General features: G+C 37.1%; 19 protein-coding genes and 1 pseudogene. 3 read left to right on the forward strand and 17 right to left on the reverse strand.

The features are described from left to right. Nucleotides 1-14 precede the first annotated feature (14 nt). From LY60_RS05465 to LY60_RS05505, 9 genes are all read right to left on the reverse strand, one after another. Nucleotides 15-521 carry a flavin reductase family protein gene (locus tag LY60_RS05465; protein WP_145081089.1) on the reverse strand — a complete coding sequence of 169 codons (507 nt, stop codon included), beginning with the start codon at nt 519-521 and terminating at the stop codon, nt 15-17. A gap of 43 nt (nt 522-564) precedes the next feature. Further along, nucleotides 565-1,062 carry a 4Fe-4S dicluster domain-containing protein gene (locus tag LY60_RS05470; RefSeq protein ID WP_145081092.1) on the reverse strand — a complete coding sequence of 166 codons (498 nt, stop codon included), beginning with the start codon at nt 1,060-1,062 and terminating at the stop codon, nt 565-567. Next, nucleotides 1,059-2,162: an NAD(P)/FAD-dependent oxidoreductase gene (locus tag LY60_RS05475; protein WP_145082084.1), complete on the reverse strand. Its 1,104-nt coding sequence runs from the start codon at nt 2,160-2,162 to the stop codon at nt 1,059-1,061. The genes LY60_RS05470 and LY60_RS05475 overlap by 4 nt, the downstream gene beginning before the upstream one ends. Beyond that, nucleotides 2,152-2,475 carry a (2Fe-2S)-binding protein gene (locus LY60_RS05480; RefSeq protein WP_145081095.1) on the reverse strand — a complete coding sequence of 108 codons (324 nt, stop codon included), beginning with the start codon at nt 2,473-2,475 and terminating at the stop codon, nt 2,152-2,154. The genes LY60_RS05475 and LY60_RS05480 overlap by 11 nt, the downstream gene beginning before the upstream one ends. A 9-nt stretch (nt 2,476-2,484) precedes the next feature. Continuing rightward, nucleotides 2,485-3,348, reverse strand: a complete 864-nt coding sequence (dapA, locus tag LY60_RS05485) for a 4-hydroxy-tetrahydrodipicolinate synthase (protein ID WP_145081098.1) — start codon at nt 3,346-3,348, stop codon at nt 2,485-2,487. After that, nucleotides 3,345-3,611: a (2Fe-2S)-binding protein gene (locus LY60_RS05490; RefSeq protein ID WP_145081100.1), complete on the reverse strand. Its 267-nt coding sequence runs from the start codon at nt 3,609-3,611 to the stop codon at nt 3,345-3,347. The genes dapA and LY60_RS05490 overlap by 4 nt, the downstream gene beginning before the upstream one ends. A 12-nt stretch (nt 3,612-3,623) precedes the next feature. Then, nucleotides 3,624-4,370: an FCD domain-containing protein gene (locus LY60_RS05495; protein ID WP_145081103.1), complete on the reverse strand. Its 747-nt coding sequence runs from the start codon at nt 4,368-4,370 to the stop codon at nt 3,624-3,626. An 88-nt stretch (nt 4,371-4,458) separates the two neighbouring features. Continuing rightward, nucleotides 4,459-5,892 (reverse strand): sodium:solute symporter family protein, encoded by a 1,434-nt coding sequence (locus LY60_RS05500; protein WP_145081106.1) that lies wholly within the window; start codon nt 5,890-5,892, stop codon nt 4,459-4,461. Nucleotides 5,893-5,946: 54 nt separating this feature from the next. Next, nucleotides 5,947-7,107: an NAD(P)/FAD-dependent oxidoreductase gene (locus LY60_RS05505; RefSeq protein WP_145081109.1), complete on the reverse strand. Its 1,161-nt coding sequence runs from the start codon at nt 7,105-7,107 to the stop codon at nt 5,947-5,949. 461 nt (nt 7,108-7,568) lie between these two features. On the opposite strand from LY60_RS05505, the gene LY60_RS05510 reads away from it, so the two are divergent. Next, the gene (locus LY60_RS05510; RefSeq protein WP_145081112.1) at nt 7,569-9,440 is read left to right on the forward strand and encodes an aldehyde ferredoxin oxidoreductase family protein; all 1,872 of its coding nucleotides are present in this window, start codon (nt 7,569-7,571) and stop codon (nt 9,438-9,440) included. Continuing rightward, complete coding sequence (locus LY60_RS05515; RefSeq protein WP_145081115.1) at nt 9,380-9,586, forward strand: MoaD/ThiS family protein; 207 nt, start codon at nt 9,380-9,382, stop codon at nt 9,584-9,586. The genes LY60_RS05510 and LY60_RS05515 overlap by 61 nt, the downstream gene beginning before the upstream one ends. Nucleotides 9,587-9,597: 11 nt before the next feature. Here LY60_RS05515 and LY60_RS05520 read toward each other — a convergent pair whose 3' ends face one another. Continuing rightward, complete coding sequence (locus tag LY60_RS05520; RefSeq protein ID WP_246145381.1) at nt 9,598-10,788, reverse strand: pyridoxal phosphate-dependent aminotransferase; 1,191 nt, start codon at nt 10,786-10,788, stop codon at nt 9,598-9,600. A gap of 228 nt (nt 10,789-11,016) precedes the next feature. On the opposite strand from LY60_RS05520, the gene LY60_RS05525 reads away from it, so the two are divergent. Continuing rightward, complete coding sequence (locus LY60_RS05525; RefSeq protein ID WP_145081118.1) at nt 11,017-13,338, forward strand: ATP-dependent Clp protease ATP-binding subunit; 2,322 nt, start codon at nt 11,017-11,019, stop codon at nt 13,336-13,338. Nucleotides 13,339-13,381: 43 nt separating this feature from the next. Here LY60_RS05525 and LY60_RS05530 read toward each other — a convergent pair whose 3' ends face one another. From LY60_RS05530 to LY60_RS05560, 7 genes and pseudogenes are all read right to left on the reverse strand, one after another. Next, nucleotides 13,382-14,224, reverse strand: coding sequence for a DegV family protein (locus LY60_RS05530; RefSeq protein WP_145081121.1), 843 nt, complete (start codon nt 14,222-14,224; stop codon nt 13,382-13,384). 88 nt (nt 14,225-14,312) lie between these two features. Continuing rightward, the gene (locus LY60_RS05535; RefSeq protein ID WP_145081124.1) at nt 14,313-14,756 is read right to left on the reverse strand and encodes a MarR family winged helix-turn-helix transcriptional regulator; all 444 of its coding nucleotides are present in this window, start codon (nt 14,754-14,756) and stop codon (nt 14,313-14,315) included. 62 nt (nt 14,757-14,818) lie between these two features. Continuing rightward, the gene (locus LY60_RS05540; RefSeq protein WP_145081126.1) at nt 14,819-15,409 is read right to left on the reverse strand and encodes a DNA-3-methyladenine glycosylase; all 591 of its coding nucleotides are present in this window, start codon (nt 15,407-15,409) and stop codon (nt 14,819-14,821) included. A 9-nt stretch (nt 15,410-15,418) separates the two neighbouring features. Then, nucleotides 15,419-16,192 carry a TatD family hydrolase gene (locus tag LY60_RS05545; RefSeq protein WP_145081129.1) on the reverse strand — a complete coding sequence of 258 codons (774 nt, stop codon included), beginning with the start codon at nt 16,190-16,192 and terminating at the stop codon, nt 15,419-15,421. Next, the gene (locus tag LY60_RS05550; protein ID WP_145081132.1) at nt 16,182-16,730 is read right to left on the reverse strand and encodes a hypothetical protein; all 549 of its coding nucleotides are present in this window, start codon (nt 16,728-16,730) and stop codon (nt 16,182-16,184) included. The genes LY60_RS05545 and LY60_RS05550 overlap by 11 nt, the downstream gene beginning before the upstream one ends. 292 nt (nt 16,731-17,022) lie before the next feature. After that, complete coding sequence (locus tag LY60_RS05555; RefSeq protein ID WP_145081135.1) at nt 17,023-17,997, reverse strand: dipeptidase; 975 nt, start codon at nt 17,995-17,997, stop codon at nt 17,023-17,025. A gap of 10 nt (nt 17,998-18,007) precedes the next feature. Further along, a pseudogene (locus LY60_RS05560) lies at nt 18,008-19,212 on the reverse strand (DUF819 family protein). Nucleotides 19,213-19,220 lie beyond the last annotated feature (8 nt).

Genomic DNA, 19,220 nt, shown 5'->3' on the forward strand with positions numbered 1-19,220 from the left:
AATTATTTTTTTTATCAATCTTCGTCATATTTACGAAATGCAACTATTTCTCCATAAATCATGACGTGATAGTCATTGTTCCTGTAGCTCATTTCATGGATATCTTTATCCAAAAGTTCCGAGTCAATAGACTGCCTGTACATAACTCTGCACTCATAACTGTCGCAGCCCTTAATGTGAGGCACACTTATTTTCTCACCTTCTGCCATCTCTAAACGGCACTCTTTAACCTTGTCATAATTTCTTCCTGATTTTGTGCCGCAAATTTTAAGCTGCTCTTCAAATTCACCTTCCTTTGGAATGCATACTGTAAATTCATCCGAATTTTTCAACACTTCATAGGAATATCTTGAATGCCTTACAGCAATAATCATGGACGGTTTTTTCCACATATATCCTATGTATCCCCATCCAATCTGCATTAAGTTGACGTGTTCGTTGCTTTTTGTAACTAAAAATGCCTTGCTTCTCTGCAGCCTGTTTAGAAACTCAGCTGAATTATTAAAAAAGTTATTATTCATACAACCTCCTTATTAAGAAAGGCATCTTTTCAGATGCCCTTTTTTATAGTCTTTTCATGGAAATTACATTTTCATAATGTTTTTTAGGAAAAGAAACAGCTACAAGCTTTGTAAGGTCATAGGATTTTAATCCGGTTATTTTTTCAACTTTACCTTCACATACTTCATTGCCTGTTCTGTCTACCAGCACAACCATATGGCCTGCTTCCGGCAAGGGAAGATATTCATATGGAAATGTAATCAAAGCAGTGTCTTCCCCATAGTTTATATCCATAAGGTGAATTGCTATACCGGGGCACTTTGCCACACAAATTCCGCAGCCCACACATTTTTCAAAATCTATTACAGGTAGATTTGTAATTGGATTTCCTACACTGATAGCACCCTTTGGACATGAAGTTTCACAAGGATTGCATGGTATTTGTTCTGTACATTCTATGACAGCAATATTTCCAAGATTGTAATCTTCATTTTTGGGAAAGCCCGGAGAATTTTTCAGTTCTTCTATTGAAGGAGCTCCGCATTTTTTTAAACATGTCATACTACCAACTCCTTCCCTTTTTCCAGTATCTGATCTTTAGCTGTCCTTCTTTTTTCTCCAAATTGACCGCATCTTAATGAATTCAGTTTATTCCATATTTCATCCATTCTTTCTTCAGCCTTTTCCTTTTCAACTAACCCCAGGTCATAGGCTACGCTTATTCCCGCAAGTCGCCCTTCTTCCATGGCTGTGCTGGCTTCTTCAATGCCTGCAACATCACCTGCCACATAGATTCCATCAACAGTTGTTCTCATGCATTTGTCGTGTACGGGAACGTAACCGCCCATGCTTCCTATATATGTGAACTCACATCCGGCCAGCCACACCAATTCAATCATTGGAGTCAATCCCACAGCCAGGCATATGGTATCAACTTCAAATATTTTTTCTGACCCTTCTACTTCTTTCCAGCTGCTGTCAAGCTGGACTATTTCTACCTTTTCCACTCTGTCTGTTCCGTAAGCTTTTTTTATAGTATGGCTTGTGTAAAATGGCACTCCTGCTCTTGCAACTTTTGCAGTATGAACTCCATATCCACCGAGACTTGGTGCTGCTTCCACTATGCCTACAACATCTGCTCCGGCCTGCATGAGCTGATAAGACACTATTACTCCCACATTTCCTGAGCCAAGCATCAACACCTTTTGTCCCGGAAGAACTCTGTTAAGATTTATCATTGTCTGAGCTGCTCCTGCCCCCATAACACCTGGAAGCTCCCATCCGTCAAACTGTACAGAATTTTCAAAAGCGCCTGTGGCCACTATTATTTTTTCTGCATGAATTTCTTTGGATCTTTCTTTGTTTTCTATAATCCAGATTTTCTTGTCACTTGTAATCCCGCACACTTCTGTGTTGAGCATTACTTCTATATCCAGACTTTTCGTATCATGTAAAAGCTCTGTTCCTATATTTATGCCACGTGTTCCTGCCTTATGTTCCCTTGAGCCAAAAAACTTGTGTATTTGTTTGAAAAGCTGCCCTCCAGGTTTATTGTTTTCGTCAATTAACAGAACCCTGGCACCTGACTTTGAAGCTTCTATTGACGCAGCAAGACCTGCAGGACCGGCTCCTATAATTACAACATCATAATTATTTCCCATCATTTTCCCAATCGCCTCTTCCATATTGAGTTTCAACCTTCATGCCGTCTCTTACTTCAGTGACGCAGGTTCTTACATTTGGTATTCCGTCCACAATCATTACACAGTCAGTACATCTTCCAATGCCGCAGTAGATTCCTCTGGGCTTGTTTTTTCTTTCTGTATGCCTGAATGTATGGACACCGTTTGCAATTAATGCAGCAGCTATCATTTCACCTTTGTAGGCCGTAATTTCTTTGCCGTCAAATGTTATGGTAACAATTTCCTCTCTAATGTCCTGCCCTAATATTGGGTGTTCTGCTATTCTTGTCATAGTCCACCTCTACAGTACTGCAAGACATTCTTTTACTACCTTTGATACTTCAGGCGTAGGTTCCGTAAGAGGAAGTCTGTATCCTCCAACATTAAATCCCAAAATGTTCAGGGCATGCTTAACAGGTATGGGACTTGTTGTTACAAACAATCCATCAAATAAATTTGTAAGCTCCAGGTTAATTTTTGCTGCCTTCTTCATGTCGGAATTTTCAAATGCGTCTATCATTTCTCCCATTTTTACTCCTGCAACATTTGAAGCAACACTTACAATGCCATTCCCTCCAACTGAAAGACATGGCAGCGTCAATATGTCATCACCGCTGTACACCAGAAAATCCTCAGGTGTTTCATTTATCATTCTTGTAAACTGAGCCATATCACCGCTTGCTTCTTTGATTCCGGCGATATTTTTAATTTCAGCCAACTTTTTCACTGTCTTTACACTTATATTAACTCCTGTTCTTCCAGGCACATTATAAATAATTATAGGCAAATCAGTACTTTCTGCCACTGCCTTAAAATGTGCGTACAATGATTCCTGATTTGGTTTGTTGTAATATGGTGTTATTACCAACAGTCCGTCAACATTCAGATCCTTTATATTATTGATATTATCAATTGTTTTCTTTGTATTATTAGTTCCTACCCCAGCTATGACAGGAATGCTCACATTTTTCTTTATTTCAGAAAGAAGTCTGTATACTTCCTCACTTGTCAATGTAGGTGATTCCCCTGTGGTTCCATTTATAACCAATGCAGAAGATCTTTCGCCCTCCAGTTTTTTTGCTAACCTTACGGCCTGATCATAATCCACATTTAAGTCTTTATCAAATGGTGTTACCATTGCTGTTATTAATCTTCCTAAATTCATTTTACGTCCTCCTCTTCCAAAACATGCATTTTTACCGGTCTCACCGGCGCCCTGTAACTTGAGGTTCTTACATCTTCAACCTTAATATTTAATTCATTTGCAAGTATTTTTTCTACGGTCCTTCTGCAAGTTCTGCCCTGGCATAGACCCATACCGGCACGGGTGAATTTTTTTATTTCGTCAACTGTTGTTGCACCATCTTTTATTGCCTTTATTATTTCATCCTCGGTAATTTCTTCACACCTGCATATAATTTTGCTCATATATTCACTTCCTTAGTGATAAATATTGTTTTTGCTGTTTCCGTATATGTTCCAATACGTCAATACATCCTCCATAAGGTTATCCATGTGTTCTGACATCAGTCTTTCTGCTTCTTCTTCATCATTGTTTTTAATTGCATCATATATTTTTTTATGAGAAGCATTATATGGTGAATTTATTTGTCTTCTAAGGTTCTCAAAAATATTTGATTGCTGCTTGAACGTGGATACAATATTGTACAATGATTCTAGAATTGAATTTCTTGAAGCCTTTGCAATGGTTCTATGGAATTCAATGTCTTCATCAGCAATACTTTCACCGCTCTTTGATTTTTGTTCCTGCCTTTGAATCACTTCTTCAAGCTTATCAAGTTCATCCTGCGTAATATATCTTGTGGCAAGTCTTGTAGTTTCTTTTTCGATGGCACGCCTTGCCTGTATTATCATTACGAAGTTTTCAAGTATTTCGGTTGAAATTATTTCATTGAGCTTATCCTGATGAAAATTTATTATTTTAATTGTCTCAGCTCTTTTTATAGCCAGCTTTCCTTCAGAAGTTATTACTCTTCCGATATTTTTTTGTTTTTCAAGGAATTCACTGTTTTCAAGTTTTGATAAAATCCTGCCCACAGTAGCTGTGCTTACATCTACATTTTCTTCTCTTAATTTGTTCTCAACAGCCCAAGTTCCTATTGGCTTGTTTGCTTCTTCTATAATTTTTAAAATTTTTATTTCAATATCATCTAGGATTTGCCTCATAATACCACCCTTTTTACAAAATATTCTTGTCAATATTATCTCACACAGGATTATTCATTACAATGGCAAATCCTAAATTTTACATATTTTATGCTTCCATTTGCTTATTGGTTTTTTGTGTAGCAAGAGATACTACAACAAGCAAAATTGCTGAAACTGCCAATGCTATAAGCACCTTGTTGCTTCCAAGGGCATTAATCTGACTTAGCACAGCACCGGCTACTATGCTTACTCTTGCTCCCCATGGAGTAACCTTGCTGTTCTTCTTTCCTTTTTCATGAGCATCCGGTTTTTCCTTCCACAACAAACCTATTACCAGAAGAGGTACAAGTCCTGAACCTGCCATTGAATATGCTCTTGAGAACAAACTTAATATTGAACTTGCATATATTGCACCTAGTGCAGCAAATACTCCGATTACTGCAGTGAGCCACTTGGCATATTTAACAAGCTGTTGATCTGTTGTTTCAGGTTTAAATGGTTTAATTAAATCATTAACTATCAATATTGAAGCTGAGTTAAGATTTGAGTCCGCTGAAGACATACCGGCAGCTAAAACAAGGGCAAACACCATTCCTGCCACTGCAACCGGAATTCTGTTCATCATAAACCATGCCATTGCATCTCCAGGTGCCAGGTCTTGTTTGATTGTGAAAATTATCATACCAACCAGTGCTGTTAGCATTACAGCAAGTATTGCTATAATACCGCTGTAGAGCATACCGTTTTTAGCAGTCTTTGTATCTGTAGCTGAAAAACATCTCTGCCAGTAAATTTGTGCCACTAAAATTCCGATGGTACCTGTTACAATCATATTTATTATCTTCATAGGATCAGATATTCCGAACTCCCACATATCTGCTCTTCCCAGTGCCTGAAGTCTCACTCCGATTTCTCCAACTGAGAAGTTAACTTCCTTGAATGCGTAAACATAAAATATTACTCCAAATATTAAAACAAGTACACCCTGCAGCAAATCTGTCCAAACAACCGAGTAAATTCCTCCTAATGTTGTATAAATTATAAACACAGCTGAAAACAACAATATTACCGGAAGAGGATCAACTCCTGTTACAACACTGAAGATATTTCCAAGGGCCTTGCCTTGTCCGCCAACCCATGCAATCATAATGGATGAAGCAAGAACGCCTGCCATTGCTCTTGTTACTTTATCTTTTGTAATTAAGTCGTCCAAAAGTTCAGGAAATGTATTGTATGTAAATCTCCCTGCAAATCCTGCAATGAACAAAGCAAAAATTATCTTTGATCCCTGCTCTCCAAGAATAAATGCCATCCATGATAAACCTGTTGAATATCCGCTTCCTGCATGGCCTACAAAGTTACCTACACCCATTATTGTTGCAAACTGAGTGAAGAATATTAGGTACATTGGAAATGTTTTCCCGCCTATTGCATAGTTTGAAAAGCTCAATTCGGCCTTATCTTTTACTTTTAAAGATATACCCAAGAAAGCGCCGCACATTAATACAGTAATAATCCATAAAGTTGTTCCTAAAGTCATATATTACCTCCTCATTATTTTATTTTTAAAGATTTAATTAAACTGTGCACTGATTTAATTAAATCTTTCAAAACTTAGTTCTTTGATATCCAGCAATGTTTTTTTACCGCATATCATTTGAGAAATTAATTTTCCTGTTACGGGAGCCATTGCTATTCCGTCCCCTTCATGACCGGCAGCTATGTAAAAACCTTCATTGCCCTTTACTTCTGATATGATAGGTTTTCCGTCAACACATGCAGGCCTGAATCCAGCAAAGGTTCTTATAATGTGTATGTTCTTAAGTATGGGAAAGAAATCAACAGCCTGATTTACCAATATCTTTATTGCTTCGTAATCAGTATTTTTATCATAATTTCCTAATTGACGGGTACTCCCAATGAGGTAGTTTCCGTCGCTTGTCTGTGACATGGAAAGCCCTATGCCCAGCTCTTTATGTATGTCACTTGTATTTACCAGTTCTGGATTAAGCTTTGAAATTATATATTCAGCACTCCATATATTTTCTCTTCCAAGCTGTGGTATATTTTCTGTTACTGCAATCTGTCCTTTTTTTGAAGTTATAGGAATATCTATCCCAATTAGTTTCCCTACATCAGCCGCCCATGCTCCGGAAGCATTTATAACATTTTCCGTTTCAATTTCAGCACCTGAACTTAATTTTAACTGCCAGAAGCTGCTTTTTTTAGTTATTTCAACAGCCTCAGTTCCCTTGTATACATCCATTCCGGCGTTAATTGATTTACTCATAAAAGCTCTCATGGCAAACAACGGATTTACCTGTGAATCTTCTGTTCCGTGAGTTGAAGCCACAATATCGTCTTTAACAAAAGGATGGTACTTTTTTACTGTTTTTTTATCTATGAGCTCTATATCAAGTCCATAATCTTTTTGCTTTGATACATAGTCTTCCATAAAGGACAAATGCTCAAACTTATCTATGAGAATCATTCCACCTCTGTTGTGAAACCCTATATCACAATTTAAGTTATTATTAAGATCCTTGTACAGTTTCAAACTTTCTATAGCCAGCTCAAGATTTTTGCCTGGTTTTTTAGATTGAAGCAATATCATATCATCGCAAGAACCAGAAGCTCCGCTGCCTATTTGATTTTTTTCAACTAATGCTACTTTCTTATTTTCAAGAGTAAGATAATACGCGCAAGATAAACCTATAATTCCGCCGCCAAGAATAACAACGTCATATTTTTTCATTCCGTCCTCCCTGTATCGTTACTTCTCATCATGTGATGAGTGCTTTTGATATATTATATAAACATATCCCATCTCATGTCAATACTTTTTTAAAAACGTTATCCTGAAATATTGAGGATAATATTACTTTTTATAAATATAAATGTTGTTTATTCATTTTATTAAGAACGCCCATTTAATACACATTGAAAAACCGTCCGTGAAAAACAAGCGCAGCTTTTTAATTAAATCATTTTGACCAGCTGTAATTTTTATGTTTTATAAATTATATGTTCTTTTGAAATATTTATCACATACAAGTTTTAGATAATTTCCATTATTTCGATTAATTATTCTAAAAAATTTTTTTGTATTTTTTAAAATCATCAAATATGCGTAATATAATTTATTGACATTACTGTTAATTTTATATATACTGTTTTTGTCACTACTCATCTTTTGATTAGCAAATAGGAGGAGATATGATCGGAAGGTTTTTAGAAGTAAATTTAACAAACGAGACTGCCAGGGAATTTTTTATTGATAAAAGTATTTATAAAAAATTCATAGGAGGAAAAGGCATTGGAGCGTACCTTTTGTTTAAATACTTAAATCCGGGTACAAGCGGCCTTTCTCCAGACAATCCACTTATATTCTTAACTGGTCCCCTTACAGGTTCAGGGTTTCCCACATCCGGCAGAATGGTTGTGGTGAGCAAATCGCCTTTAACAAACACTTATGCTGATTCTCATGCCGGTGGATACTTTTCTTTCGAAATGAAACGTGCAGGCTTTGATGGAATCATAATAATAGGAAAGGCACAAGATCACAAATATTTGTGGATAAACGACGGGAAAATTGAATTTAGGGATGTCAGCCACATCTGGGGTGATAACGTTTCCGAAACTGTTGAAAAACTTAGAAATGAAACTGAAAAGAATGCAAGAGTTGCCTGCATCGGTCCTGCAGGAGAAAACCAGTCGCTCATCTCTTCAATAATGCTTGACAAGGACAGCGACAAAACAAGAGCAGGAATAGCAGGGCGAACCGGACTTGGGGCCGTAATGGGTGCTAAAAATCTTAAGGCTCTTGTTATTAAAGGCAGCGGCAAGTTAGATTTTGAAAATATTGAACTTTTTAATGCAGGAAAAAATAATACAAGAAAAGTTGTTGAAATGACTGAATTCATGAAGGTGAGAAACAAGTACGGAAGTGCTAATTTAGTAGGACCAATGAATAAGGGAGGATTTCTTCCAACAAATAACTTTCAGAAAAGCTTCATTGAAAACGGCGAAGACCTGTACTGTGAAAGCATGAATAACCATAAAAAAAGAAATGCAACTTGTTTCGGATGTCCTATTAACTGCGGCCAGATAATTGAAACAAAAAAACACGAAGAGGTCAAAATTGAATATGAGAGCATTGCACTATTAGGAAGCAACAACGGTGTAAAAAATTTCTCGGATGTGGCAGAAGCATGTTTATTGTGCAATGAACTTGGCCTTGATTCCATGTCTGCAGGTGTTACTGCAGGTTTTGCCATGGAATGCAAAGAGAAAGGGTTGCTTAATAATGTTCCGGAATTCGGAGATTCAAAAGGGCAGCTTGAGCTTCTAAAAGACATGGCATTCAGAAGAAATGCAGGGAAACTTCTTTCAGACGGAGTAAAAAGAGCAGCTGAAAAAATAGGAAACGGCAGCGAAAAATTTGCCATACATGTTAAAGGACTGGAAATGGCAGGATATGAACCAAGAACTTCCTGGGGCATGGCGCTTGCCTACGCAACGTCAGACAGAGGAGCCTGCCATCAAAGGTGCTGGACAGTAAACGCTGAAAGGTCCGGTGTTTTAGAAATGTTCTCCTTTGATGACAAGGCTAATTTTGTAATAGAAGGGCAAAATGAAAGAGCAGCTGCCTTTTCAGCACTTGTGTGTGATTTTCTTCCATTTAATCTAAAGGATTTGTGCACAGCCTTTGAAGGTGTTACAGGCTTGAGTTTTACAGAAAGCGATTATTATGAAGCCGGCGAAAGAATCTGGAACTTAATCAGGCTTTTTAACATGAGAGAAGGTTTTGAAAGAAAAGATGATACTCTTCCTGACAGAATGTTTGAAGAAAAAGTTAAACTTCCCTCAGGAATTTACACTAAAAATGAAGTATCACTTAACAGGACTGACTTTCAAACCGCTCTCAGCAAATATTATAAATTAAGAGGATGGTCAGAAGAAGGTTATCCAACTTACGAAAAACTTGAAGAACTGGGTCTCTCAGATTATGTAAGAGGTGATAAAGCATGTACATATTTGAAGAATTTATATCAGAAAAATATCCCATCAGTCTCATTGAATATATAAACACAAAAAAAGAATCGGTTCCTTATTTCAGCAGCCAATTTGTTATTTCAGTAAATAACATTCTGGTTGCAAAAATCGAATATGATTCCACCATTTTGAAATATAATGATAAAATAACGGTTTTGCCTCTGCTTGGCGGAGGCTAAACCGTTATTTTTTATTTAAGTTTTTTCAGTGCTTCTTCCATTCTGTCCATGCCGGTCTTTATGTTTTCCATGGAGTTTGAATAGGAAATTCTTATGTTGTGGGGTGCTAAAAATGCAGCTCCCGTTACAACAGCTATTCTGCTTTCTTCAAGCAGGTAATCGCACATGTCCATAGGATTGTTAATTATGAAATCCTTGTACTTCCTGCCGTAGAAATATTTGATATTCGGCATTACATAAAATGCTCCCTTTGGCTCATAGCATTTTATTCCTTCCATTTTGTTAAGTCTTTCCACTATGTACTTTCTTCTTTTGTCAAATTCCTTCTTCATTTCCTGGACAAATTCTTCTGAATTTCTCAAAGCTTCAATTGAAGCATACTGAGCCGGCGAATTAGGGCTTGTGGTTGTGTGCCCCTGGTAGTCGCTCATGGCCTTGATGACATCGGTGGGACCTACTGCAAAACCTATTCTCCATCCCGTCATGGCGTAGGATTTCGAAACGCCGTTTATTGTGATTGTCTTTTCTTTTATTTCCGGTGAAATGGAAGCTGTGCAGCAATTTTGCTCTTCCGTGTAAATTAATTTTTCATAAATTTCGTCGGATATTATATAGAAGTTGTGCTTAACTGCAAGATTCCCTAGTTTTTCAACGTCTTGTTTTTTGTATACGGCTCCTGTAGGGTTGTTGGGCGAATTTATGAGAACCGCTTTTGTTTTTGGAGTAATGTGTTTTGCAATTTTGTCTACATCTAGATCAAAGCCATTTGATTCATCCATTTCCACCAAGACTGCTTTTCCGCCTGTGAGCTTTATCATTTCAATGTAGCTTATCCAGCATGGTGTAGGAACTATAACTTCATCATCAGGGTCAACTATGGCCATGAGAGCATTTGTCAGAGACTGTTTTGCCCCTGATGAAACAATCACATCTCTTACAGAATAGTCAAGATTGTAGTCTTTTTTGAATTTTCTGCAAACTTCTTCTCTCAAGTCAATCATTCCAGCTGCAGGTGTGTATTTCGTCAATCCCAGGCTGTATGCTTCTTCTGCTTTTTTTATGATGTTCATGGGCGTATTGAAGTCCGGCTCTCCTATGTTAAAACCAATTACATCAATTCCCTGCTTTTTTAAAAATGCTATTTTTTCGGATTGAGCCAGCGTAACTGACGGCACCATTTCCTGAATCCTTTTGCTTATCATTATACACCTCTTGGTATTAATTTTTAAAAATTTTATATAATTATAACACAGCAAATTGCAAAATCAATGCAAAATTACATATTCGTTAATTTAATGCAAAGAAAAATTTTTAATGATTTTTTAAGAAATATGTATTATAATAATCACCATATATAAAATAGTATATGCCATTAATCTGATATATATAAAAACAAACTAGATTTACAGTAAATTTTAGGAGATGATACAATGTTATGTTCAGTATGCAAGAAAAATGTGGCTGTAATATATGTCAATAAAATTGTTGAAGGCAAAATGCAGACTATGGGCTTGTGCATTCCATGTGCAAAAAAACAAGGCCTTGCTCCCATGGACCAGATAATGAACCAGAGCGGCATGAAACCTGAAGATTTTGAAAATATTAACAATCAGCTTACGGAAATAATGGGCGACATGGATTTGGAGAAGTTGACTCAGACAATAAATTCAGAAGATGGGGAAGGAATGAACTCCCTCATGAATTTCATGAATTCTGCATTTACAGGATCAAATTCTAACAACAATGAGTTTCAGCCCACAGAAGAAGACGATCATGAAATAGAGACTCCAAATGCAGGAAGTGGCTCAGGTACAAAGGTTAAGGAAAAAGTAAAAAGAAAGAAATTAAAATATCTGGACACTTACGGTTCAAACCTCACAGAGCAGGCAAGATATGGTGAAATTGACCGAATCATAGGCAGGGATCGTGAAATAGACAGGGTTATTCAGATTTTAAACAGACGTTCCAAAAATAACCCCATACTTATAGGTGAACCTGGAGTTGGAAAGACTGCCATCGCTGAAGGACTGGCTGTGAGAATTGCAGAACACAGGGTTCCTGTGAAGCTTTTTAACACTGAAATATACCTTCTTGACCTGACAGCAGTAGTTGCCGGAACACAGTTCCGCGGACAGTTTGAATCAAGAATGAAGGCAATAATCGATGAGGCAAAAAAAGCAGGCAACATAATTATCGTAATAGACGAAGTTCACAACATTGTGGGCGCAGGTGAAGCAGAGGGCGGAGCAATGAATGCTGCAAACATACTTAAACCTGCCCTTGCCAGAGGAGAAGTTCAAATCATTGGCGCCACAACATTGGATGAATACAGAAAACACATTGAAAAAGATACGGCCCTTGAGAGAAGATTCCAGCCTGTAATGGTTGATGAGCCTTCTATTGAAGATTCCATAGAAATCGTCAAGGGAATAAAGGATTACTATGAGTTGTACCACAATGTAAAAATAACCGACGAGGTTATTGAACAAGCAGTACTCATGTCTGAAAGGTACATTACTGATAGGTTCCTTCCTGACAAGGCAATTGACGTTATAGACGAAGCAGGCTCAAGAGCAAACCTTAAAAACAAGGGGCTTGTGGAACTTGAAGCTTTGAAATCAGAACTTTCAAGCATCAGGGATGAAAAAGAAGAAGCTGCTGAAAATGATGATTATGAAAGAGCAGCCGAACTCAAGGTAAGCGAAATTAGAATTGAAGCAAAAATAAAGGAATTGTCCAATGAATGCGAAAATGTGTTCCTTACAACAGAAGACATAGCATATGTAATTGAAGCATGGACTAAAATTCCTGTTCAGAGAATAAATGAAGTCGAGGCAGAAAAGCTAATAAACTTAGAAGACAGACTGCACAGGAGAGTCATTGGTCAGCATCCGGCTGTAACAAGCCTTGCAAGAGCCATAAGAAGAAATCGCTCAGGATTCAAGAAGAAGAAAAAACCTTCATCCTTCATTTTTGTCGGACCTACAGGTGTTGGAAAAACAGAGCTTGCAAGAACATTGGCTTATGAACTGTTTGAAAATGAAGATGCCATGATAAGACTTGACATGTCTGAATACATGGAAAAGCATACTGTATCTAAGCTTATTGGAGCTCCTCCGGGATATGTGGGATACGATCAGGCAGGATTTTTGACAGAAAAAATCAGAAGAAAGCCTTATTCAGTAATACTGCTTGATGAAATAGAAAAAGCCCACGAAGATGTGTTCAACATCCTCCTTCAGATTCTTGAAGACGGAAGGCTCACTGACAATCAGGGAAGAACCGTAAACTTTGAAAATACGGTTATAATCATGACTTCTAATGCAGGAACTTCAATCAAATCTAACAAAATCGGCTTTGAAAACAAGGAATACGAAGCAATGGAAGCAAAAGTAAAGGATGCTTTAAAGCAGGCATTCAGACCTGAGTTTTTAAACAGAATTGATGACATAATAGTGTTCAGCGAACTTTCAAAAGAAGAACTCAGCAAGATTGTGGAACTTATGCTCAAGGAAGTTGTTCAAGAAGGCAAGGAAAAGAAAATTTCGCTCACTATAACAGATAAAATGAAAGATTTCATCCTTGAAAAAGGATACAACACAAAGTACGGAGCAAGACCTTTAAGACGTGCTATTCAAAAATATGTTGAAGATGAAGTTTCTGAGGCATATTTGAGAGGAACTTTAAAAGAAGGAAGCTCTGCAACTATTACAGTAAACGATGAAGGCAAGACAGAATTAATAATAGCATAAAAAATAGAACCTGGTCTATCCAGGTTCTTATTTATTATAGTATTTATTTGTTTAAAAAGCTAACACCCAGAACTCCTGGTCCCGCGTGAGTTCCAATTACAGGTCCTATTTCCTGTTCAATTATTTCTTTGATTTTATATTTTTCTTCGATAGTTTCTCTCAGAACTTTCAGCTGGTCGTAGCTTCGGGCATGGAACAGCAGCACTGTTTTGTCAGACAAGTCATAGTTGTTTTTTTCAATCCATTCGTCAATCCACTTTATTGTTTTGTTCTTGCCTCTTACCTTTTCAATTACTGCAAGCTTTCCATCTTTGATTTCTATTACAGGCTTAATGTTTAAAATTGAACCAACAACAGCCTGCCCCTTTGAAAGACGTCCTCCCTTTTCAAGGTACTTCAGGGTATCAAGACCTGCTATGGCAACCACCTTATCTTTTGTTGCTTCAAGTTCTGCAACTATCTGGTCAATTGTCTTTTTTTCATTTACAAGTCTTATTGCTTCAAGTATCAATGAAAATGTTCCAAGGCACACGCTTCTTGAGTCAATTATACGTATGTTGTCACTGCCTATCATGTCCTTTGCTATACGTGCTGAATCATATGTTCCGCTGAATTCAGAAGCTAAAAATATACCCAGAATCTGGTCACCTTCAAGAAGTATTTCACTGAATGCTTCAACGAAAGCACCAGGAGAAACTTGAGATGTGGTAGGTAGCTTTTCTGCTTTTTCAAGCTTTTCGAAAAATTCAGATGAGCTCAGCTCAACCTTGTCCAAAAAAGACTTATTTTCAAAGTTCACAGTCAGCGGAACCATTTTCAGGTTGTATTTTTCAATTATTTCATCTGTTACATCTGACGTGCTGTCTATTACTATTCTAATTCCCATAATAACCTCTCATTATCTTTCATATCAAATTTTTTGACTGTTAAAGTAATATTATGCAACTATTCCGTAAAACAGAATAGTTTGTAAGCTAAAATTTGTATTTATGATTAAAGAAAACATCTATGTTTGACAAAACCTTTATCAAAAGCTCTTCCTCTTTGCTGTCCAGTTGCTGCAAGGCGCTTATAACAAGGTCCTTGTGAAAGTCCTCATGAGCTTTAAAAGCCTCCATTCCCTTATCAGTCAGCTTGATTTTAATAACCCTTCTGTCCTCTACAGAACGGCGCCTTTCAACATATCCTTTTTTGATAAGGTTGTCTATGGCAGTTGTGAGCGTGCCTGACGTAACCTTCAAATCCTTTGCCGTATCAGACATAGTACGTTCTTTGTTTACTCCGATGTTATCAATTACATGCATTTCAGATATTGACAAATCAAAAAAGTTTCCAGTTCTCAAACATTTTTCTTCAATATCCAAGATGTTTGCAAAAAGTCTTACAAGTATTTCATTTACAGTTTCATGATTGCTCATTAGACCACCTCAATTTATTTTGATAATCAAATTATATTTATAATATCAAGATTTGTCAAGCTTTAATTGCGAAGAAGGTACCTCCACAAGAAATCTTTGGCTTCCTCGGCATAATCAATATTAATGCGCTTTGTTTTCTCTACGGCAAAATTTCTAAACCCATCATCTTCCAAATAAATTTCATTTCCCGTAAGGTCAATGCCGTTTTCCTCTTTTGTGATTTTAAGAGCGTTGCACAGCTTACCGGGACCGTTTGAAAGATTTTTTAGCTGAGATTTTGTCAGGCTTTCCAATGGCTTATTGTATCTGTTCATGCACATGGCATCAATATTTATTACAGGTTCAACAGATCTTATAAGAACTGCGCTGCATATTCCTTCCCCTTCAGTAACAAAATTAAGACAGTAATACATTCCATAAATGAAATAAACATAGGTGAATCCAGGAGGTCCGAACATTATTTTTGTTCTGGGGGTTACTTTTCCGCCGTACCCATGGCTTGCCTTATCAATTTCAGCAATGTATGCTTCAGTTTCTGTTATGCGTGATTTGATTAAAACATCATCATACTTTCTGACAAGAAGTTTGCCAAGCAGATCTTCCCCCACCAGCCTGGCATCCCTGTCATAAAAATCTCTTTCTAATTTATACATACTCTCCTGCTAAAGACAAAATAATCTTTTGAAATTCATGCTTGTTTTTTCTGCAACTTCTTCTGCTGTAATATTTCTAATGGCAGCAATTTCTTCCGCCACATATTTCACGTACTTAGGCTCATTTCGTTTTCCTCTGAAAGGCTCCGGCGTCAAATACGGAGAATCAGTCTCGATTAAAAGCCTGTCAAAAGGAACATCATGTGCAACAAGCTTCGGTGTCTTTGATTTTTTAAATGTTACGGGACCTCCAAGAGAAATATAAAAGCCCAGTTTTATAAATTCTTTTGCCATTTCAACACTGCTTGAATAACAGTGAAGAATTCCTCTTGTTCCGCTGTAATGCTCTTCCTTCATAATTTTAAACACATCTTCATGGGCATCTCTGTCGTGAACAATGTATGGAAGATCGAGCTCCTTTGCAAGCCTTATCTGTTCCCTGAACCATTTGCGCTGGGTTTCCCTGTCAGAATTGTCATAATAATAATCAAGTCCAATTTCGCCTATTGCTATTACTTTTTTATTATTTGCCATTTCCTTAAATAAATTCATTGTATTGTCGTCCATACATTTTGAATCATGAGGATGACATCCTACGGCAGCATAAATAAAAGGATATTTTTCTGCAAGCTTTACCGCATTTTGTGATGTCTTCAAATCAGCTCCGGGGTTTAAGACGGTATCCACATCATTGTCATACAATGAATTTATAAGTTCTTCCCTGTCACCGTCAAAACTTTCATCATCAAGATGTGCATGGCTGTCTGTTAATTTATTTTTCACTTTTATTATCCTTCTTACTCTTATTTGATTTCTTCTTGGTGCTTCTGTATTCTTTCACCAGCTCCTTGAACTCCTCAAGCTGTGGGTCATCCTTCATGAATGTAACATCAATAGATGCATCTCTTGTTCCCACATTGTAAAGTATTTTCGCCTTTACCTTGTTTTTTGCATCCGGTTTCAAGTAATTTACACCCTTGATTTCTTCCCATCTGATAAGATAGTTTTTTTTGTGAATCCCCAAAGTTGAAATCTTTGTCTTCTTCAACATGGGTACATACAAGAATATCATTAAAATTGGCAGTATAACCATCCCCAACACAGAATCATCAGTGTATGTCTTGGTGTTAATCATTCCAATTACTGCAAATCCTGAAAATATAATCAGAGCAATCAATACGATGCTGCTTACCAAGTGCGTTGATTTTTCATCTATGTTTAAATTCATTAGCACCTGCATATTTTCTTTTTTATACTTCATGTTGTTTCTTACATTTGTAGTAATAAAAAATGTAATGAGCAAAATCATTAATAGATACATTATTGAGGCAAAATTCATATTTTTTCCCTTCTGTTCTTAAAATTTATTTATATACAAGTGTAGCATAATGCTCATTATTTTTCAAGATATACAATCATTATCATTAATGAAAAAACCCCATTGCTATAATGAGGTCGAGTTGATGACAAATTAACATTTGACGTTGTCATTCTGAGGGCGACACGTAAGAATCTCATATTTTCAATAAAAGATGAGATCCTTCACTATCGTTCAGGATGACAGCGTCGGAGTTTGTCAATAGTTTGACTCTATTATTACAATGGGGTCGAGTTTATCCTATTACTTTTTTTATAATGTTGTGGAAATTCTTGTACGCAACCTTCTCAATATCTTCGGCTGTAAAACCTGCTTTTTCCATTTCGATCAGCAACTTGCTTGTCTTTGAAGCATCTTCCAGCCCTTTTGTATAAGAAGTTTCCTGCTGGCTGAAGCTGCTCATGGAACTGTCATCAAGAAAGTCACAGTAGTCCATGCCTATTCCAACGTGGTCTATTCCCATGACATTTGCCATGTGTTCAATATGTTGAACAAGCATTCTCACATCCTGCTTTTCAATGTCGTGATGTACAAACTCATTGAATGAATTTATACCCACTACTCCTCCCAATTCTGCAATCTTTTTAAGCTGCTCATCAGAAAGATTTCTTGGAACATCACATAAATGTTTACAGTTGGAATGAGATGCTATTATAGGACTATCTGTTTCATATGCCACATCCCAGAAAGACTTCTCATTTAAGTGGGAAACATCAAGGAGCATTCTTTTGTTGTTTATTTTACGAACTGCTTTTTTCCCCAGCTCAGTAATTCCTCTTTGAGGATTACCTCTTACACCTGTAGCCAGGGCATTTTCTTCGTTCCATGTAAGACTTGCATGTCTTGCACCAAAGTCATAGAAATAATCTATTAAGTTCAGATTTTCACCGATGCTGCTCAATCCCTCAAGGCCTATGAATACATAAAGTTTTCCTTCCCTTTTGGCTTTTTCAATGTCATCAAATGATCTGGCAATCAATATAGAATCTTTGATATACTCGGATTCTTTTTTGATTGAGTCCACAATTTCCATAGCTCTTTTGTATGGCTGATCTGTATATGGAGGATCAATCCAAATTACAAATATGCTGCCTGTTATGTTGCCCTTCTTTAATTTGTCTAGATGGTATCTTCTTATTATATCTTTTTCGCCATTTAAAGTCTTTATCGCAACATCTGTCCATATATCTGAATGGCCGTCAAAAATCATGATTTTCTCCTTAAAGCAATAAATTTCCTACTATTATACCCAGGTAAGTACCTACTCCGTAGCCGAAAACTCCGACTAGCATTGCAGGAGCCACCAAGTCTGTCCATCCTTTGGATATTGCCATTGCTGTAGCGGTTGTAGGTCCGCCTATATTTGCGTTTGACGCAATGATTATTTCCTCAACACTGTAATTTAAGAGTTTTCCAAATCCAAATATTACAGCCATGTTCACTATTACAACTATTCCGCAGAACAACAACAGAAGCGGAGAGTTTTGAATAATAAGTGGTATTGATGCAGGAACACCTATTACAACAAAGAACAGATAAATAAGGAATGTTCCTATTTCCTGGGCTCCTCTTATATTTCCGAAGAAATCAGGGAAAAATGTAGCAGAAGCATTGTAATTGTTGTAATTATAAGGTACTGATTGCTTAAAAGAATATTGAGCATGCTCATTGCAAAATTACCTGTAGGAATTACACTTCCCAGGAACCCTGCAATTGCTTTTGAAACAGCAACTACTATAAATCCTGTTGCAACTGCAAATGCAATGTCTTTCAAAGAGATTTCCTTTCCCTTCCAATAAGCTGCAGCACTTGTACCATCTTCTGTTTTTCCAAGGCTTTCAACCTTGTCCACATATGGATGTTTGAAATGTTTTCTGAAAAAATTCACTGTCGGAATAGTTATCAAGGCAAGGAAGTACAACGCCATCAAGAGGTTGTCCGCTACAACCGTAGCTGATACAAGTTCCCCGGGAACACTGAATGCACTTGATACTGCAACAAAGTTAACTCCTCCGCCAATGTATGAGCCGGTCATCATTCCAGCAATCTCAGCCAGGTGAGGTATATGTTTTCCCAAAAGTAAAAATCCTAGTATTGCTCCGGCAACAGTTCCCACTGACCCAATGAGGAATATTAAAAGCATTCTTCCGCTTTCTTTCCATATTTTCTTAATATTGCACTGTAAAAGAAGCATTGGGATTGCCAATGGAACAACATAACCCCATACAGTGTCATAAACCGGTGAATCAACAGGTATAACTTTTAAATTTGATAATGCCATTGCTCCGATTAATGCGATTATTGCGCCTGATATCTTTGCAGCCCAGTCATATTTTTGCTCCAGGTAAATGCTGAGGGCTGCCCAACCTGTAAGAAACGCCCACAAAACCCATGTGTTGTCAGCACTGATAAAAGAATTTGACATAAACATCC

The sequence above is a fragment of the Sedimentibacter saalensis genome, from assembly GCF_007830175.1.
GTDB lineage: Bacteria > Bacillota > Clostridia > Tissierellales > Sedimentibacteraceae > Sedimentibacter > Sedimentibacter saalensis.

Bases quoted from the DNA above. Each gene is read 5' to 3' on its own strand.
- LY60_RS05465 (WP_145081089.1), bottom strand. From the start codon at position 521: ATGAATAATAACTTTTTTAATAATTCAGCTGAGTTTCTAAACAGGCTG.
- LY60_RS05470 (WP_145081092.1), bottom strand. From the start codon at position 1,062: ATGACATGTTTAAAAAAATGCGGAGCTCCTTCAATAGAAGAACTGAAA.
- LY60_RS05475 (WP_145082084.1), bottom strand. From the start codon at position 2,162: ATGGGAAATAATTATGATGTTGTAATTATAGGAGCCGGTCCTGCAGGT.
- LY60_RS05480 (WP_145081095.1), bottom strand. From the start codon at position 2,475: ATGACAAGAATAGCAGAACACCCAATATTAGGGCAGGACATTAGAGAG.
- dapA (WP_145081098.1), bottom strand. From the start codon at position 3,348: ATGAATTTAGGAAGATTAATAACAGCAATGGTAACACCATTTGATAAA.
- LY60_RS05490 (WP_145081100.1), bottom strand. From the start codon at position 3,611: ATGAGCAAAATTATATGCAGGTGTGAAGAAATTACCGAGGATGAAATA.
- LY60_RS05495 (WP_145081103.1), bottom strand. From the start codon at position 4,370: ATGAGGCAAATCCTAGATGATATTGAAATAAAAATTTTAAAAATTATA.
- LY60_RS05500 (WP_145081106.1), bottom strand. From the start codon at position 5,892: ATGACTTTAGGAACAACTTTATGGATTATTACTGTATTAATGTGCGGC.
- LY60_RS05505 (WP_145081109.1), bottom strand. From the start codon at position 7,107: ATGAAAAAATATGACGTTGTTATTCTTGGCGGCGGAATTATAGGTTTA.
- LY60_RS05510 (WP_145081112.1), top strand. From the start codon at position 7,569: ATGATCGGAAGGTTTTTAGAAGTAAATTTAACAAACGAGACTGCCAGG.
- LY60_RS05515 (WP_145081115.1), top strand. From the start codon at position 9,380: ATGTACATATTTGAAGAATTTATATCAGAAAAATATCCCATCAGTCTC.
- LY60_RS05520 (WP_246145381.1), bottom strand. From the start codon at position 10,788: ATGATAAGCAAAAGGATTCAGGAAATGGTGCCGTCAGTTACGCTGGCT.
- LY60_RS05525 (WP_145081118.1), top strand. From the start codon at position 11,017: ATGTTATGTTCAGTATGCAAGAAAAATGTGGCTGTAATATATGTCAAT.
- LY60_RS05530 (WP_145081121.1), bottom strand. From the start codon at position 14,224: ATGGGAATTAGAATAGTAATAGACAGCACGTCAGATGTAACAGATGAA.
- LY60_RS05535 (WP_145081124.1), bottom strand. From the start codon at position 14,756: ATGAGCAATCATGAAACTGTAAATGAAATACTTGTAAGACTTTTTGCA.
- LY60_RS05540 (WP_145081126.1), bottom strand. From the start codon at position 15,409: ATGTATAAATTAGAAAGAGATTTTTATGACAGGGATGCCAGGCTGGTG.
- LY60_RS05550 (WP_145081132.1), bottom strand. From the start codon at position 16,730: ATGTATCTATTAATGATTTTGCTCATTACATTTTTTATTACTACAAAT.
- LY60_RS05555 (WP_145081135.1), bottom strand. From the start codon at position 17,997: ATGATTTTTGACGGCCATTCAGATATATGGACAGATGTTGCGATAAAG.